Genomic DNA, 16147 nt, shown 5'->3' with positions numbered 1-16147 from the left:
GGGAGCGCGCGGGCCACCTCGTACCCTGGTGTCCATGTTGAACCGCACCGACCTGCGCGGGCAGGTCCCCTCCGCTGCCGAGCTCCGTGCCGCGCTTCCGCGCGCCGAGTACGACGTGGACGCGGCGCTGCATCAGGTCCGGCCGGTCGTCGAGGCGGTGCGAGACCGCGGGGTCGAAGCGGTCCTTGAGTTCACCGAGCGGTTCGACAAGGTGCGCCCGGAGACAGTCCGGGTGCCCGCCGAGGAGCTGTCGAAGGCACTGTCCGAGCTGGACCCGCAGGTCCGCGCCGCGCTGGAGGAGTCCATCAAGCGCGCCCGGAAGGTGCACGCGGACCAGCGCCGCCAGGACGTCACGACGCAGGTGGTCCCCGGCGGCACGGTCACCGAGCGCTGGGTGCCGGTCGACCGCGTCGGCCTGTACGCGCCGGGCGGGCTGGCGGTGTACCCGTCGACCGTGGTGATGAACGTCGTCCCGGCGCAGCTGGCCGGCGTGCGCTCGCTGGTCGTGTGCTCGCCGCCGCAGGCCGCGTTCGGCGGGCGGCCGCACCCGACGATCCTGGCCGCGGCCGCGCTGCTCGGCGTGGACGAGGTCTGGGCGGCCGGCGGCGCGCAGGCGGTCGCGCTGGTCGCCTACGGCGGCGTCGACACCGACGGCGCCGAACTGGCCCCGGTGGACATCGTCACCGGTCCGGGCAACATCTTCCTCACCGCGGCCAAACGCCTGGTCCGCGGCGTCATCGGCATCGACTCCGAGGCCGGTCCGACCGAGATCGCGATCCTCGCCGACGAGACGGCCGACCCGGCGCACGTCGCCGCCGACCTGATCAGCCAGGCCGAGCACGACCCGCTGGCCGCGAGCGTCCTGGTGACCACGTCCGAAGAGCTGGCCGGAGCGGTCGAGGCAGAGCTGGCCGCGCGCGTTCCCGCGACGAAGCACTCGGAGCGGGTCGGCCAGGCGCTGGGCGGAAAGCAGTCCGGCATCATCCTGGTGTCCACTGTGGACGACGGACTGCGCGTCGTGGACGCGTATGCCGCGGAGCACCTGGAAATCCAGACCGCGAACGCCCGCGAAGTGGCCGCGCGGGTACGCAACGCCGGGGCGGTTTTCGTCGGCGCGTACGCCCCGGTTTCGCTGGGCGACTACTGCGCGGGCTCGAACCACGTGCTGCCCACCGGCGGGTTCGCCCGGCATTCCTCGGGCCTGTCGGTGCAGAGTTTCCTGAAGGGGATCCACGTCGTGGACTACTCCGAGGACGCCCTGCGCGAGATCGCCCCCCGCGTCGTCGCGCTCTCCGAAGCCGAAGACCTGCCCGCGCACGGCGAAGCCGTCACCGCACGTTTCGAAGGAGACGGCCGATGACCGAAGCCACCCCCGGCGGCGAGGTCACCCTCGCCGAACTCCCGCTGCGCGAAGACCTGCGGGGCCGCACCCCGTACGGCGCGCCGCAGCTGGACGTCCCGATCCGGCTCAACACCAACGAAAACCCGTACCCGCCGCCGCCCGAGCTGGTCGACGACGTCGCCGAGGCCGTGCGTGCCGAAGCCGCGTCGCTGCACCGGTACCCGGACCGCGACGCGGTGGCGCTGCGCACCGATCTGGCGGACTACCTCACCGTGTCCACCCGGGTCGTGCTTTCCGAGGCCAACGTGTGGGCGGCGAACGGGTCGAACGAGATCCTGCAGCAGATCCTGCAGGCGTTCGGCGGTCCCGGGCGCACCGCGCTGGGCTTCGAGCCGTCGTACTCGATGCACCCGATCATCGCCACCGGCACGCGCACCGACTGGCTGCCGGTGCCGCGCCGCGCGGACTTCTCGCTCGACACCGAGCAGGCGGCCAAGGCGGTCGCCGAGCGGAAGCCGGACATCGTGTTCGTGACCAGCCCGAACAACCCCACCGGCGGGTCGATCCCGCTGGAGCAGCTGCGCGGCGTGCTCGACGCGGCTCCGGGGATCGTCGTGGTGGACGAGGCGTACGCGGAGTTCTCTTCGCAGGCCAGCGCGATCGAGCTGATCGCGGAGTACCCGGCGAAGCTGATCGTGTCGCGCACGATGAGCAAGGCGTTCGCCTTCGCGGGCGGACGGCTGGGCTATCTCGCCGCCGCGCCGGCCATCGTGGACGCGCTGCAGCTCGTCCGGCTGCCCTATCACCTTTCCGAACTCACCCAGGCGGCCGCCCGCGCCGCCCTCCGGCACGCCGACGCCACCCTCGCGTCGGTGCACCGGCTCTCCGCCGAACGCGACCGCGTCGTGGAAGCCTTGCTGGGCTTGGGATTCACCCCGGTGCCGAGCGACGCCAACTTCGTCCTCTTCGGACAGTTCGGCGACGCGGCGGCCAGCTGGCAGTCCTATTTGGACCACGGCGTGCTGATCCGGGACGTGGGCATCGAAGGGCACCTGCGGGTGACCGTGGGCACCCCGGAAGAGAACGACGCTTTCCTCGAAGCGAGCAAGGAAGTCCAGCGATGAGCCGCGTCGGCAAGGTGGAGCGCACCACCAAGGAATCGTCCATCCTGGTCCAGCTGGACCTCGACGGGACCGGGCAGGTGGAGATCGCCACCGGGGTGCCGTTCTACGACCACATGCTCACCGCCTTCGGCGTGCACGGCTCGCTGGACCTGAAGGTCGACGCGACCGGCGACGTCCACATCGACGCGCACCACACCGTCGAGGACACCGCGATCGTGCTCGGCCAGGCGCTGCGCCAGGCCCTCGGCGACAAGAGCGGCATCCGCCGGTTCGGCGACGCGTGGATCCCGATGGACGAAACCCTCGCGCACGCCGCGATCGACGTCTCCGGCCGGCCGTACTGCGTGCACGTGGGAGAACCGGAGCAGTTCAACGCCTTCGCCATCGGCAACAACTACCCGTTCGTCCTGACCCGGCACGTCTTCGACTCGCTGGCGTTCCACGCGCAGATCGCCCTGCACGTCCGGGTCATCCACGGCCGCGACCCGCACCACATCGCGGAGGCGGAGTACAAGGCCGTGGCGAGGGCGTTGCGGGCGGCCACGGAACCGGATCCGCGGGCGGGCGGGATTCCGTCCACGAAGGGCGTGCTTTAGCGGTTCACACGCGGAACACCGTGCGCGGCGCGGCGTAAGCCACCGGACCGGGAAAGTGTTCGGCGGCAAGGCGAACCGCGTCGCGTGCGGTGACCGTGTGGCCCAGATGCGTGAGCACCAGCCGTGCGGCTCCGGCAGCCGCGCGGCCCGCTTCCGCCGGAGTCAGGTGTTCCGCGGACGGCTCGATGCTGTCCGCCTCGCACAGGAACAGATCCGTCCCCTTCGCCAACGCCGAGAGCGCCGCGCACGGCCCGGTGTCCCCGGAGTACGCGAAAGTCCGCTCCCCGTCGGTGATCCGCACCCCGAACGCCGGAAACCCGTGCGACACGGCCACCGTCTCCAGCCGCAGCCCGCCGGCCCGGGTCCGATGCCGGTCGTGCAGTTCCCGGACGGCGAACGCCTCCTCGATCGGCGCGCGGCCGGTGTTGCTCAGGAACGCGGAGATCCGCGCCGCTGTCCCCGGCGGGCCGTAGAGCGGGATCGGCCGCCGCGGGCGCAGATCCGCGAACAACAGTGCGTACACCGCCGGCAACAGATCCGCGACGTGGTCCGCGTGCAGATGCGAGATCCAGATCGCGTCCAGTTCCGCCGGCGAGACGTGTTCCTGGAGGGCAGCGAGGGTGCCGGGCCCGGCGTCGAGCCAGACCGCGGTGTCCTCGTGGCGCACCAGGTACCCGGAGCACGGGGCGTCCGGGCGCGGGTACGGCGTCGCGCTGCCCAGTACCGTCACGGTGAAAGCCATGTGGCACGCTAACCCCTGTGAGCAAAGAGCTGATCGCGGTCCTGCTGCTGGCCCTCGGCGGCTTCCTGGCCGGCGGGGTCTACTCGCTGTGGAAGACCGCGAAGTTTTTCGCCGTGGTGCTGGGCATCGCGGCGGTGCTGGCGATCGGCGGGGCCATCGCCTGGCTCGTCAGCTGAGCGCCGACCGCGTCCGGTCCCGGAAACCGGCGGAGCCCCGGCTCACAGGACGGAGGTCATCCCGCCGTCGACGCAGACGATCTGACCGTTGACGAAATCCGACGCGGGCGAGCAAAGAAACAGCAGCGTGCCGACGAGGTCCTCGGCCCTGCCCCAGCGCCCGGCCGGGGTCCGCGTCCGGATCCACGCGCTGAACTGGTCGTCGGCGACCAGCGCGGCGTTCAGTTCGGTGTCGAAGTATCCGGGGGCGAGGCCGTTGACCTGGATTCCGGAGGGGCCGAGGTCGGCGCACATGCCCTTGGTGAGCATTTTGAGCCCGCCTTTGGCCGCGGTGTAGGGCGCGATGCCGGGGCGGGCGAGTTCGCTTTGCACCGAGCAGATGTTCACGATTTTCCCGCGGCCGCGCGCGGTCATCCGGCGGGCGGCCTCCCGGCCGGCGAGGAACGCACTGCTGAGATTGGTTTCCAGGATCCGGTGCCAGTCTTCGGTCCGGAATTCGGTGAACGGGGCCCGGTGCTGCACGCCGGCGTTGTTGACGAGGATGTCGAGCGGGCCGGCGCGGCGTTCGATGCGGTCGAGGCCGGCGGCGACCGCATCGGGATCGGTGACGTCGAACGCTTCGGCCAGCACGGTCGCGCCGGTGTCGCGGACCATCGCCCGGCGGGTTTCGTCCACCGCGGCCGGGTCCCGGCCGTTGAGGACGACGACGCAGCCCGCTTCGGCGAGGCCGTGGGCGAACGCTTTTCCGAGGCCGCGGCTGGATCCGGTGACCAGGGCGACTTTCCCGCGAACATCGAAAACCGGGTGGCTCATCGCGGCGCCTCCGAAACTCCGGCGGCGCGGGCCGGGCGCCACAGCCGGGACCCCGCTCCGGCGCGGCCGATCCGGAACGAGCCGAGGGCGAAGTCCGGACATGCCGCCGCCCGTCCGCCCGGCCGCCTGCCGCGCAGACTCGGCACGCGAGGTCCCATGCTTCGCTCCTTGCTGTCGGACTCCTCGCCCGGCACGGTATCCGGAACACGGACCGCGACGACACCTGGGCGGCCTGCTTCGGCAGCGACGACCCGCGCGAACGCCCGCGCAGCCACGGGGGTTTGGTTTGGTGAGGTTGGTGTTGTTCGGTCCCGCTCGTCGCGGCGCGGGTCCGGATCGCTGAGGCGAATCCCGCTCGCTGAGAGACGGCCCCGAAGCCCGCGCCACCAATCTCCCGTCCGCATCGCGGAGCGGGAATCGGCGCGCCACCGGCCCGGCCGCATACCGCCTCGATGCGCCTGCACACGAGCACCGGCACCAGCCCGCAACGCAGACCTGCCAGGTCTGGCTTCTTCCCTCGGCACCGGCCGTAGCCGCCCGGCTCGCGTACCCCGCCGATGCCGGATCATGCGCGCTGGTCTAGGAAACGGCGGTCGCCAACGGCTGATAGATGCCCGCGGACAGCGTCGAGTGCTTCTTCCAGCCCAACGTCTCATACAGCGCACGTCCGGCATCGCTGGCCGCGAGAACGCCGAACACCGCGCCTTCGCCGAGCGCGCGGTCGGCGATGGTGCGCAGCACCAAGCCGCCAAGGCCGCGCCGCCGGTGCGCCTCCTCGGTCGCCACCCGGTCCACGACCACCGCGTCGCCGACCACTGCCATCTGGCCCTTCGCCGCCTGCTCGCCCGCCGCGTCCAGCACCCGGAAGAACGTGACCGCCCCGCTGGTCTCCACGGTCACCGTGTAACCCTCCGGTGCCACTGGGTCCGTGGCCAGCAGATCCGTCGCCATCAGATGCCCGGTGTGCTCCCAGCCGACCACCCAGCCGTCCGGGAGCCACGGCTCGATCGTCTCCGGTTCGGCGAGCGTCTTCAGCCACGTCCGAGGTTCGCTGACCGCCCCGGCGGCGGCGCGGACCAGCGATTCCTCGGCTTCCGGCAGGACATGCCTGCCCGCTTCCGCGGGATTGCCCGGCACCTCCACGTAGAGCCCCCACGGCTGCTCGATCGGCACCGGCGTCGCCCGCGACAGCGCCCATCCAGCCACCCAGGCCCGTACCGTTTCCTCGATCATGCGATCAGGGTACGAACCGGCACCGGCGAAAAGCACCGGAAATAGTCAGACCCGGGTCAGCTCGCGTTCGTCGTCGCCGGGAGTGCCGAGTTCCCGGACCAGGCCCTCGCCCTCCACGTCCACGTTCGGCAGGATCCGGTCCAGCCACTTCGGCAGCCACCACGCGCCTCGCCCGAGCAGCGACATCACCGCGGGCACGATGGTCATCCGGATCACGAACGCGTCCACCAGCACCCCGAAGGCCAGCGCGAACCCGATCGACTGGATCAGCGTCGATTCGGCCAGCACGAACCCGGCGAACACCGAGATCATGATCAGCGCGGCCGCCACGACGACGCGCGCCCCGTGCCGGAATCCGGTCACCATCGCTTCCTGCGGCTCGGCGCCGTGCACGTGTTCCTCGCGCATCCGGGTCACCAGGAACACCTGGTAGTCCATCGCGAGCCCGAACAGGACGCCGATCAGCAGGATCGGCAGCATGCTCATGATCGGGCCGGTCGAGGCGACGCCGAGCAGATCGGTGAGCCAGCCCCACTGGAACACCGCGACCACCGCGCCGAACGTCGCGACCACCGAGCCGAGGAATCCGAGCGTCGCCTTCAACGGCACCACGACCGACCGGAACACCAGCATCAGCAACAGGAACGCCAGCCCGACGATCAGCGCGAGGTAGGGCAGCATCGCGTCCGACAGCTTCTGCGAGACGTCGATGTTGGCCGCGGTCTGGCCGGTCACCGCGAGGCTCCCGCCGGTGTTTTCCCGCAGCGGCTCGGATTGAGCGCGGATCGCGGACACGAGGTCCTCGGTCTGCGTGCTGCTCGGGCCGCTCTTCGGGATCACCGTGAGCACCGCGGTGTCCCCGGCCGGGTTGACCTTCGGCGGCGTCACCGCGGCGACGTCCGGCAGCTTGCCGATGTCGGCGGCGGCCTGCTTCAGCGCGGCCGGGTTGTGGTTCGGTCCGGTGTCGACGACGACCAGCAGCGGTCCGTTCGCACCCTCGCCGAAGCCCTTGCTGACCAGGTCGTACGCCTTGCGCTGGGTGGTGTCCGGCGCGGCGGTGCTGTCGTTGGGCAGGCCGAGCTGCATGCTCAAAGCGGGAATCGCGACCACGGCCAGTCCGACGAGCGCGGTCAGCAGCACCGGAACCCGGTGCCGCGCAACGAAACGCGCCCAGCGTTCGCCGTGTGTCGGGCCTTCGGAGCGGCGGCGCACGCGGATCTTGGTGCTGGCGACCCGGGCGCCGGCGAAACCGAGCACGGCGGGCAGCAGCGTCAACGCGATCAGCACGGCGATCACGACGGTCGCCGCGGCGGCGATGCCCATCTGGCCGAGGAACGGAATGCCGACCACAGTCAGCCCGGCGAGCGCGATGATCACGGTGAGCCCGGCGAACACCACGGCGGAGCCAGCGGTGCCGACAGCTCGGCCGGCCGCTTCCTCGGGTTCGCGGCCCTCGGCTAGTTCGTGCCGATAACGGGAGACGATGAAGAGCGCGTAGTCGATGCCCACCGCGAGCCCGATCATCAACGCCAGCACCGGAGTGTTGGAGTTCAGCTCCATCGAACCGGACGCCAGCATGATGCCCGCCATCCCGACCCCGACGCCGACCAGCGCGGTGAGCAGCGGAATCCCGGCGGCCAGCAGCGAGCCGAAGGTGATGATCAGGACGACCGCCGCGACCGCGACGCCGAGCCCTTCGGTGGCCCCGGTCGCCGGGATGCCCTGCACCGCGTCGCCGCCGTACTCGACCTGATAGCCCAGCTGCTTGGCGTGATCGCCGGTGGCCAGCAGCGCCTGGCGGTCGCTGTCGCTGAGTTCGAAGCCCTTGATCTGGTAGCTCACCTGCGCGAGCGCGACCCGGCCGTCGGGGGAGACCGACTTCGCCTGGAACGGGTCGACGACCGCGGCCACCTTCGGCGCGGACTTCAGCTTGCCCACCACGGACTCGACGGCTGCCTGGCCCGCCGGGTCGCTCACCTGGCGCCCGTCCGGGGCGGCGATCGCCACGCGCGCGGTGCCGCCGCCCGCCGCGGCCTGCGGGAAGTGCTCGGCCAGCCGGTCGATCGCCTGCTGGGATTCGGTGCCCGGGATGGTCACCGAATCGGACAGCTTGCCCGACAGCGTGAGCGCGCCCGCGCCCACCGCCGCGAGGACAAGCGCCCAGACCGCCGCCACGAGGGCCCGGCGGCGGAACGACAGCCTGCCGAGCCGGTACAGGAAGGGTGCCACGAGTCGTCTCCGTTTCGCGCCCGAAGCGGGCTCTCCGCACTGGGAATCGCCCTTTCGAAGCTAGCCGTTCGGCAAGGGGCTGCCAAGCCGATCGGCTAGGATGTGACTAGCCGCACGGCAAGTTTCGGGCTAGTCGCTCGGCAAGTACCATGATGTGCTGCGGAGCAGCGCACTCCGCTCGATGAGGAGGGCGCGATGACGACCGTCGAACCGGTCGCGGACACCCGGACCAGGCTGCTCGCCACTGCGCTGCGGCTGTTCTCGGAGCACGGCGTGGAGGGCACCTCGCTGCAGATGATCGCCGACGAGCTGGGCGTCACCAAGGCCGCGGTGTACTACCACTTCAAGACGAAGTCGGAGATCACCGAGGCGGTCGCGGAACCGGGCATCCGGGAACTGGACGAACTGGTCGTCGAGGCGGCGAAGCACCGCCGCCACGGTGCGCGCGTGGACCATCTGCTGGACGGTTTCGTCGATCTCGTCGTGCGGCACCGGGTGCTGGTCGCGCTGTTCTCCAGCGATCCGGGCATCGACGCGGCGCTCGCGAAGTCGAGGCACGGCGTCGAAGGGTTCAAACAGGCGCTGATCTCGATCGTGGCCGGCGGGCCGGAGCCGGACGTGACCGCTCGCGTGGCGGCGATCGTGGCGTTCACCGGCATCGCGATGGCGGGCGGAGCGCCCGATCTGGCCGAGGTGGACGACGAAACGCTGCGCCAGGAGCTGATCGGCGTAGGCAGGCGGCTGCTGGGCAGGCCGCGCCGCCGGGTCTGCTGACCTCCCGCCCGCGTCTCAATTGCTGAGAATTCTGTTGCAGTATCTGGGACGAGGCTCTTAACCTCGAAGCATGTCTTCGGATCGCGCTTACGGGCAGGGGCACGCGGAAAGCGTTGTACGGTCGCAAGTTTGGCGAACCGTCGACAATTCGGCGGCCTACCTCGCGCCGGAGCTGCTTCCCGGGCGCAGCGTGCTGGACGTCGGCTGCGGGCCCGGGACGATCACGGTCGACCTCGCCCGCCGGGTGGCCCCGGGCGAGGTCGTCGGCATCGACGTGTCGGACGCCGTTCTGGAGCAAGCGCGGGCGCACGCGCAGAGCGAAGGAGTGTCCAACGTCCGGTTCGAACGCGCCGACATCACCGCGGCCCCGCCAGCCGGCCGGTTCGACGTCGTGCACGCGCACCAGGTGCTGCTGCACCTGACCGAACCGGTGGCGGCGCTGCGGCACATGCTGGCGCTGGCGAAGCCCGGCGGTGTGGTCGCCGCTCGCGACACCGACTACGCCGCCGCGTTCTGGTGGCCGGCGGACTCGCGGCTGGACCGCTGGCTGGAGGTGTACCGCGCGGTCGCGCACGGCAACGGCGCCGAGCCGGACGCGGGGCGGCGGCTGCTGGCCTGGGCGCACGCCGCCGGCGCTCGCGACGTCACGCCGAGCGCCTCGATCTGGTGCCATTCCACCCCGGAGGAACGCGCGTGGTGGGGCGGCATGTGGGCGGAACGGATCCTGGATTCCAAGATCGCCGAGCAGGCCGTGGCGGGCGGGCACGCGTCCGCTGAAGACCTCCGCGAGATCTCCGCCGCGTGGCGTGCGTGGGCGGCCGACCCGGACGGCTGGTTCTCGATCCCGCACGGGGAAATCCTGTGCCGCGTCACCGAAACCGGCTGAGGCTCCCTCCGCAACGCCCGCGCCCGCTCCCGGGAAAACTCGCTGAGGCGACCGGTTACGGCAGCCGGGAGTCCTTCAGCGCTTCGGCGGCGCGCAGTTCTTCGGCGCTCAACTGATCCGCGGAAACCCGGACGACGGAGCGGAAACGGCGGCACACCGGGCAGCGCTGCAACCGGCGATCGCCGAGCCGGACCGCCTTGAACGACACCAAGGGCAGCCAGATCGTGGAGAAATAGTGGCCTTGGCCGCACTGGACGATCGTGTAGTCCGGCATAGCCACCTCCTTCGGCGCGACCCGCTCAGTATGCGTTACTCGGACACCGCCAGAAACTCGGCGGGAATCGCCGAAACGCTCACCTGAAACCCGTGCCCGCGCGGCCATTCCCCGGCCGTCACCGTCAGCGCGACCGGTTTCCCGTGCCGCGAACTTCCGCACCGTCTCGCGGGTCGCCGGCAAAAGCTCCGCGTGCCGCTTCAACCGGCGCAGTCCCGGGGAAGAGGATTTCCGGCGGCGGCGCGTCCGGCAGTTCCAGATCCACGCGGACGCTGTGCCCCTGGCTGGCGCGGATCAACGTCTCTGTCTCGCCAAAGGCGAACCGCTGTCTGCCGCAGTTCGCGGACGGGAACCGATTCCTTCAGAAGGAGAGGGTGAGGCCGAGCCCGCCGGGGCCGTGGCGCGGGTGCCGGGACAGCCGCTGGGATACCCGGGTTCGATCTTTCTCGTTCGTTTCCGTCCGTAGCAACCCACACCGAAGCGCTGGCGCGCGCCGGAATTCAGATGCCGCCCTCCAGGACGGGACGGAGCTTGCTGGCCCCCGGCCCGAACCGGGAGAGTTCGTCGTCCGCGTTGTACAGGCCGCAACTGCGCAGCGAAAGACATCCGCAGCCGACGCATCCGGTCAACCGGTCCCGCAGCCGCTGCAGCGCGTCGATCCGGGCGTCGAGTTCGGTCTGCCACTCGCGCGACAGCCGGGCCCAGTCCGCCTTCGTCGGCGCGTGGTCGGCGGGGAGCGTCTCCAGCGCCGCGCTGATGTCCTCCAGCGACAGCCCGACCCGTTGCGCGGCGCGGATGAACGCGATCCGCCGCAGCACCGAACGCGCGTAGCGGCGCTGGTTGCCCGCCGAGCGCTCGGACGTGATCAGGCCGCGCTCCTCGTAGAACCGCAGTGCCGTGTGCGGGACTCCGCTGCGTTCCGCGACCTGGCCGATGCTCAGCTTGTCCGCCAACCTCGTCATTGCTTCAGGTTAGCGCTTGACCTTCAGTTTGGTCGAGGTTGCATGGTCGAGGCCATGACCACGACCACGCACGAGCCGGGTTACGCGGACCTGCCCCGGCTGATCTCGCTGATGACCGGCGACGACAAACACCACGCGGCCGCGGAGTCCACAGTGGACGTCCTGTGGGTGCTGTTCGACCGGGTGCTGGACCTCGGCCCGGAGACCGCCCGGCGACCAGGGCGCGACCGGTTCCTGCTGTCCAAGGGGCACGGGCCGATGGCGTACTACGCGGTGCTCGTCGCGAAAGGCTGGCTGGACGAGGACGAACTCGCCGGCTGGAGTTCGGCGCGTTCGCGGCTCGGGCACCATCCGGACCGCGTCCGCGCGCCCGGCGTCGAAATCTCCAGCGGTTCGCTCGGGCACGGCCTGCCGATCGCCGTCGGCGCCGCGCTCGGCCTGCGCGCCCGCCGGTTCCGTTCGCGCATCGTCACCCTGGTCGGCGACGCCGAACTCGACGAAGGCTCCAACCACGAGGCGATCGCCGTCGCCGCACGGCTCGGGCTCGGCACGCTGACCACGGTGGTCGTGGACAACCAGTCCTCGACGCACGGCTGGCCAGGCGGCATCGCGCGCCGCTTCGAAACCGAGGGCTGGGCCGTGCGCACGGTCTCCGGCCGAGACCACGAAGCACTGTACGACGCGTTCACCACCCCTCATCCGGGCCGGCCGCTCGCGGTCGTCGCCGTCGTGGAACCGAAAGGCGCGCACTGATGCCGAACATGCGGGACACCTTCCTGGCCACCGCCGAAGAAATCGTCAACACCGACCAGGACGTCGCGATCGTCCTCGCCGACATCTCGGCCGCGGCGCTCGCCGAGGCCGCTCGACGGCATCCGGACCGGGTGATCAACGTCGGGATCCGCGAGCAGCTGCTGGTGAGCACCGGTGCCGGTCTCGCGCTCGCCGGGCTGCGGCCGATCGTGCACACCTTCAACGCGTTCCTCGTGGAGCGCGCGTTCGAACAGATCAAACTGGACCTCAGCCACCAGGAACTCGGCGCGGTGCTGGTGTCCTACGGCGCTTCCTACGACATGCCGATGGAGGGCCGCACGCATCAGGCTCCCGGGGACGTCGCGCTGATCGATTCCCTGCCCGGCTGGTATGTGCACGTGCCCGGCCATCCCGAGGAGGCGCGGCGGCTGCTGCTCGATTCGGTGCCCGGGGACAGCCGGACCTACCTGCGGTTGTCCGCACAGGAGAATTCCGAGCCGCACCTCGGCGTCGGGCTCCAGACGATCCGCCAGGGCACGCGCGGCGCGGTGATCGCGGTCGGGCCGATGCTGGACCGGGTGCTGGAGGCGGCCGAGGGCATGGACGTGACGGTGCTCTACACCTCGACGGTGCGCCCGTTCGACGCGGAGGGGCTGCGCGCCGCGGTGCCCGGCGTGGCCGACGTGGCGCTGGTGGAGCCGTATCTCAAGGGAACTTCCGCGCATTGCGTCGCCGACGCGCTCGCGGACCGGCCGCACCGGCTGCTGAACCTTGGCACCCGCCGGGACGCCGAGGTGCGGATCTACGGCACGCTCGCCGACCACGATCTCGTGCACGGGCTCGACGCGGGTTCGATCGCGCTGTCCCTCAAGGAATTCTTCACCGGATGAGGAGGCACTTCGGGCAGCGGGCGACCGCCCGGGGTCACCAGCCGCTGTCGGCGCGCCGCACGGGGTTCGCCGTGCGCGCGGTCGACCGGCGCGCGCGGTCGATCTCCGCGCGGGTCTTCTGCAGCGGGATGGTCAGCTCCCTGAACTGCGGGAACGGCACGCTGTCGATGTCTTCCCGCCATGCTTGGAACATCCGGCAGAGCAGATCGGACTCGGACATTTCGTCCTCTTCCCGGGTCCGGGGGTGCCGGCGGCACCCGCACACAGCCTGGTGGATACCCGTTCGGGGCGAGAACGAAACGGGCTCGGAACGAAATTGCCCGGGAGGCTAGGCTCGGGTTGTGTCTCGTGTGGTGATCCTCGATTACGGCTCCGGAAACCTCCGCTCCGCCGAACGCGCCGTCGCGCGCGCGGGCGCCGAGACGGAAGTCACCGCCGACCCGCATGCCGCGCTCGAAGCCGACGGCCTCGTGGTGCCCGGCGTCGGCGCGTTCTCGGCGTGCATGAGCGGGCTGCTGGGCGTGCACGGGCACCGGATCATCGGCAAACGGCTGGCGGGCGGACGCCCGGTGCTGGGCATTTGCGTCGGCATGCAGATCCTGTTCTCGCGCGGCGTCGAGCACGGCGAAGAGACCGAAGGCACCGGCGAATGGCCGGGCACGGTCGAGCGCCTGCACGCCGACGTGCTCCCGCACATGGGCTGGAACACCGTCCGCGCGCCCGCCGATTCGCAGCTGTTCGCCGGGATCGACGCCGGCGAACGGTTTTATTTCGTGCACTCGTACGCGGCGCGGAAGTGGGAACTGGACTCCGGTCTCGCCGGGCAGCAGCCCAGGGTGACCTGGGCGAACCACGGCGAGGACTTCGTCGCGGCGGTGGAGAACGGGCCGCTGTGGGCGACCCAGTTCCACCCGGAGAAGTCCGGGGACGCGGGGGCGCAGCTGCTGCGCAACTGGCTGGGCACGCTCTGAGCAACCCTCGTGAGTGGTCACCCCGGTGAGAACCGGGATCAGCACTCGCGAGGCGCCAAGCATCCCCCGGAAGGTGCGCCCGGCCCCGCCGCTTAGGCTGTGCGCGTGACTTTCACGCTCCTTCCCGCAGTTGATGTTGCCGACGGCCAGGCGGTCCGACTCGTCCAGGGCGAGGCGGGCACCGAGACCTCCTACGGCAGCCCGCTTGAGGCGGCGCTGCAGTGGCAGCGCGACGGCGCCGAGTGGATCCATCTCGTGGACCTCGACGCGGCGTTCGGCAAGGGCAGCAACCGCGAGCTGCTCGCCGACGTCGTCAAACGGCTCGACGTGCAGGTGGAGCTGTCCGGCGGCATCCGCGACGACGCGTCGCTGGAGGCGGCGCTCGCCACCGGCGCGCGCCGGGTCAACCTCGGCACCGCGGCGCTGGAGGACCCGGACTGGACGGCGAAGGTCGTCTCCGCATACGGCGACCGCGTCGCGATCGGGCTCGACGTGCGGATCACCGAGGCCGGGCACCGGCTGTCCGCGCGCGGCTGGACCTCCGACGGCGGCGACCTGTGGGAGGTCCTGGAGCGGCTCGACCGCGACGGGGCCAGCCGGTACGTCGTCACCGACGTGAGCAAGGACGGCACCCTGCGCGGCCCGAACCTGGAACTGCTGCGCGAGGTCACCGCCCGCACCGACGCACCGGTGATCGCCTCCGGCGGAGTGTCCAGTGTGGACGATCTGCGCGCGCTCGCCGGGCTGGCGTCGGACGGCGTCGAAGGCTCGATCGTCGGGAAGGCCCTGTACGCGGGTGCTTTTACTTTGCCGGAGGCTCTCGCCGCCGTCCGCTGACCGCCGGAATCGTTGGCGAGCAACGGAAATCACGCCGGTACTGCGGCCCGCCCTCCGCGGCAGCTGGGCTCGGGCGGGATTTCGCGGTGACCACGGGCTTTTCGGCCGTCGTGGCGGGTACCGCTGGGTGTAGGCCGAATCGTCGCGGCGGCGGGTCAGTCCGTCACGCCACGGCGTCGGCGAGAGCAAGAACGTTGCCTCACGGGTGCCGCGGGGACGTTCTCGACGTGCCAGAACACGACCGCGCCCGCGGGCTGCCCGACGCTGGCGAGATCGGCGGTCCAGGACAGTTCGCTGGTGGTGTACGAGCTGTGGATGATGCCGAATTCGTGCTGGTAGTCGCCGATGCGCCACTCCAGGTACGGCGCGACGCCGAGAAGGTCGGCGTACCAGCGCCTCGAAGCATCTCTGAGTTGCGGGACTAGCTTCTTCGCCAATGTGCTCATCTTCTGAGCACATTGCCGGAGAGAATCGAACCCGTGCGCGCTGACCGTCTCGTCGCTGCTGTCCTGCTGCTCCAGGCCCGCGGCCGGGTGACCGCTGCCGAACTGGCCGAGGACTGGAGATCTCCGTGGCCACGGCCCGCCGCGACCTGGAGGCGTTGGCGGCGCCTGGGATCCCGGTTTATCCGCAGCCCGGGCGCGGCGGGGCTGGTCGCTCGCCGGCGGGGGCCCGCACCGGCCTCAGCGGGCTGAGCGCGACCGAGTCCCTGGCGTTGTTCTCGATGCTGGGCCCGGCGGTCCGGAACTGTCGTCCGCGCGCTGCTCGCCACGTTCCGGTCCGGCGGGGATCGCGAACCGCCCGCGCTCGTCCAGTGCGGCGGCGCAAGGCCGGTGAGCCGATCCCCACGGCCTCGCCGACAAGGACGGCGTCCGGTATCTCATCGCTGGAACGCTTGCGGGACAACGGACTTTCCGCGTCGACCGGATGTCGGCGGCGGCCACGGACCTGCCTTCGCAGCGGCCGGACGACTAGTGGGCCCGATGGAGCAGCGGCGCTCGCTCGTGTCGGCCACGGTGCTGATCGACGCGCGGTACTTGCCCGTGCTGCGGTCGCGTTTCGGGCGGCATCGCGAGGTCCGCGCCGGACTCGCCCGCATCGGGCGGGAGCTGAGTCGATTACCCGCCAGGTAATCGACTCCATTCCCGGGAACGGACAGGATTGCTCGGCAGGAACGAAATCGACCCGAGGAGCCGGACATGACCGCCTACGCCATCGCCCACCTGCGCCAGCCCGGAACCGTGGCCGCCGAGGTCTACGAGTACCTGGAGCTGATCCAGGGGACGCTCGACCCGTTCGAGGGCCGGTTCCTGGTCCACGGCGGACAGACGCGCGTGCTGGAAGGCGCCTGGCCGGGCGCGACCGTCGTGATCGAATTCCCCGGCTTCGCCGCCGCCGAGGAGTGGTACGCGTCGGCGGCCTACCGCAAGATCCTGCACCTGCGCACCGACCACCTGGTGGGCGACGTGATCCTGGCCGAGGGCTGCGGGCCGGACCACGATTCCGCCGCGATGGGCGCCCGGCTCCGTGCAGCGGCCCGGTGAC

Annotated in this window: 20 protein-coding genes and 1 pseudogene; 12 read left to right on the top strand and 9 right to left on the bottom strand. The window is 71.0% G+C overall.

All coding sequences use genetic code 11. The features are described from left to right. The first annotated feature begins 34 nt into the window (after positions 1-34). From hisD to hisB, 3 genes are read left to right on the top strand one after another with little or no spacing between them, the layout of a single operon-like run. Entirely contained in the window at positions 35-1360 is a 1326-nt protein-coding gene (gene hisD, locus BM362_RS34600) for a histidinol dehydrogenase (RefSeq protein ID WP_093576028.1), read from the top strand. After that, complete coding sequence (locus BM362_RS34595) at positions 1357-2466, top strand: histidinol-phosphate transaminase (protein ID WP_093576027.1); 1110 nt, start codon at positions 1357-1359, stop codon at positions 2464-2466. Before hisD ends, BM362_RS34595 begins: the two co-directional genes overlap by 4 nt. Further along, the gene (hisB, locus tag BM362_RS34590; RefSeq protein WP_067577869.1) at positions 2463-3062 is read left to right on the top strand and encodes an imidazoleglycerol-phosphate dehydratase HisB; all 600 of its coding nucleotides are present in this window, start codon (positions 2463-2465) and stop codon (positions 3060-3062) included. Before BM362_RS34595 ends, hisB begins: the two co-directional genes overlap by 4 nt. Positions 3063-3066: 4 nt before the next feature. On the opposite strand, the gene BM362_RS34585 is transcribed toward hisB, so the two are convergent. Next, positions 3067-3804 (bottom strand): MBL fold metallo-hydrolase, encoded by a 738-nt coding sequence (locus tag BM362_RS34585; protein ID WP_067577867.1) that lies wholly within the window; start codon positions 3802-3804, stop codon positions 3067-3069. A gap of 17 nt (positions 3805-3821) precedes the next feature. On the opposite strand from BM362_RS34585, the gene BM362_RS47855 reads away from it, so the two are divergent. Beyond that, the gene (locus BM362_RS47855; RefSeq protein WP_162836028.1) at positions 3822-3980 is read left to right on the top strand and encodes a hypothetical protein; all 159 of its coding nucleotides are present in this window, start codon (positions 3822-3824) and stop codon (positions 3978-3980) included. A 42-nt stretch (positions 3981-4022) separates the two neighbouring features. Here the strand turns inward: BM362_RS47855 and BM362_RS34580 are convergent, their stop codons facing one another. The 4 genes from BM362_RS34580 to BM362_RS34570 form a co-directional block, all read right to left on the bottom strand. Next, positions 4023-4793 (bottom strand): SDR family oxidoreductase, encoded by a 771-nt coding sequence (locus tag BM362_RS34580; protein ID WP_067577865.1) that lies wholly within the window; start codon positions 4791-4793, stop codon positions 4023-4025. After that, positions 4790-4951, bottom strand: a complete 162-nt coding sequence (locus tag BM362_RS47850) for a hypothetical protein (RefSeq protein ID WP_157904835.1) — start codon at positions 4949-4951, stop codon at positions 4790-4792. The genes BM362_RS34580 and BM362_RS47850 overlap by 4 nt, the downstream gene beginning before the upstream one ends. Positions 4952-5372: 421 nt before the next feature. Continuing rightward, positions 5373-6026: a GNAT family N-acetyltransferase gene (locus BM362_RS34575; RefSeq protein WP_093576087.1), complete on the bottom strand. Its 654-nt coding sequence runs from the start codon at positions 6024-6026 to the stop codon at positions 5373-5375. 45 nt (positions 6027-6071) lie between these two features. Continuing rightward, positions 6072-8255 (bottom strand): MMPL family transporter, encoded by a 2184-nt coding sequence (locus tag BM362_RS34570; protein WP_067577863.1) that lies wholly within the window; start codon positions 8253-8255, stop codon positions 6072-6074. Between the two features lie 195 nt (positions 8256-8450). Between BM362_RS34570 and BM362_RS34565 the strand changes: the two genes are divergently transcribed. Then, entirely contained in the window at positions 8451-9029 is a 579-nt protein-coding gene (locus tag BM362_RS34565; RefSeq protein WP_067577861.1) for a TetR/AcrR family transcriptional regulator, read from the top strand. Between the two features lie 70 nt (positions 9030-9099). Next, the gene (locus tag BM362_RS34560) at positions 9100-9915 is read left to right on the top strand and encodes a class I SAM-dependent methyltransferase (protein ID WP_067577859.1); all 816 of its coding nucleotides are present in this window, start codon (positions 9100-9102) and stop codon (positions 9913-9915) included. Positions 9916-9970: 55 nt separating this feature from the next. Here BM362_RS34560 and BM362_RS34555 read toward each other — a convergent pair whose 3' ends face one another. Further along, positions 9971-10189 (bottom strand): hypothetical protein, encoded by a 219-nt coding sequence (locus BM362_RS34555; protein ID WP_067577857.1) that lies wholly within the window; start codon positions 10187-10189, stop codon positions 9971-9973. A 500-nt stretch (positions 10190-10689) separates the two neighbouring features. Next, positions 10690-11151, bottom strand: coding sequence for a redox-sensitive transcriptional activator SoxR (soxR, locus tag BM362_RS34545; RefSeq protein WP_037809633.1), 462 nt, complete (start codon positions 11149-11151; stop codon positions 10690-10692). A gap of 54 nt (positions 11152-11205) precedes the next feature. Here soxR and BM362_RS34540 point away from each other — a divergent pair, with 54 nt between their 5' ends. After that, entirely contained in the window at positions 11206-11904 is a 699-nt protein-coding gene (locus BM362_RS34540; RefSeq protein WP_067578149.1) for a thiamine pyrophosphate-dependent enzyme, read from the top strand. Beyond that, entirely contained in the window at positions 11904-12794 is an 891-nt protein-coding gene (locus BM362_RS34535) for a transketolase family protein (protein ID WP_093576026.1), read from the top strand. The genes BM362_RS34540 and BM362_RS34535 overlap by 1 nt, the downstream gene beginning before the upstream one ends. 34 nt (positions 12795-12828) lie before the next feature. Here BM362_RS34535 and BM362_RS34530 read toward each other — a convergent pair whose 3' ends face one another. Beyond that, complete coding sequence (locus BM362_RS34530; protein ID WP_093576025.1) at positions 12829-13014, bottom strand: hypothetical protein; 186 nt, start codon at positions 13012-13014, stop codon at positions 12829-12831. A gap of 130 nt (positions 13015-13144) precedes the next feature. Between BM362_RS34530 and hisH the strand changes: the two genes are divergently transcribed. Together hisH and priA are read left to right on the top strand one after the other, a co-directional pair. Then, positions 13145-13765, top strand: a complete 621-nt coding sequence (gene hisH, locus BM362_RS34525; RefSeq protein WP_067577851.1) for an imidazole glycerol phosphate synthase subunit HisH — start codon at positions 13145-13147, stop codon at positions 13763-13765. Positions 13766-13870: 105 nt separating this feature from the next. Further along, entirely contained in the window at positions 13871-14602 is a 732-nt protein-coding gene (gene priA / locus BM362_RS34520; protein WP_067578147.1) for a bifunctional 1-(5-phosphoribosyl)-5-((5-phosphoribosylamino)methylideneamino)imidazole-4-carboxamide isomerase/phosphoribosylanthranilate isomerase PriA, read from the top strand. 155 nt (positions 14603-14757) lie between these two features. On the opposite strand, the gene BM362_RS34515 is transcribed toward priA, so the two are convergent. Then, positions 14758-15048 carry a hypothetical protein gene (locus tag BM362_RS34515; protein ID WP_198545202.1) on the bottom strand — a complete coding sequence of 97 codons (291 nt, stop codon included), beginning with the start codon at positions 15046-15048 and terminating at the stop codon, positions 14758-14760. A gap of 33 nt (positions 15049-15081) precedes the next feature. On the opposite strand from BM362_RS34515, the pseudogene BM362_RS50785 reads away from it, so the two are divergent. Next, positions 15082-15693: pseudogene (locus tag BM362_RS50785) on the top strand (helix-turn-helix transcriptional regulator); the annotation flags it as partial. A gap of 108 nt (positions 15694-15801) precedes the next feature. After that, the gene (locus tag BM362_RS34505; RefSeq protein ID WP_093576024.1) at positions 15802-16146 is read left to right on the top strand and encodes a DUF1330 domain-containing protein; all 345 of its coding nucleotides are present in this window, start codon (positions 15802-15804) and stop codon (positions 16144-16146) included. Position 16147 lies beyond the last annotated feature (1 nt).

It is taken from the genome of Amycolatopsis rubida, assembly GCF_900115345.1.
GTDB lineage: Bacteria > Actinomycetota > Actinomycetes > Mycobacteriales > Pseudonocardiaceae > Amycolatopsis > Amycolatopsis rubida.
Note: the sequence above shows the minus strand (reverse complement) of the source record. Positions and strands in the feature narration are given on the sequence as shown.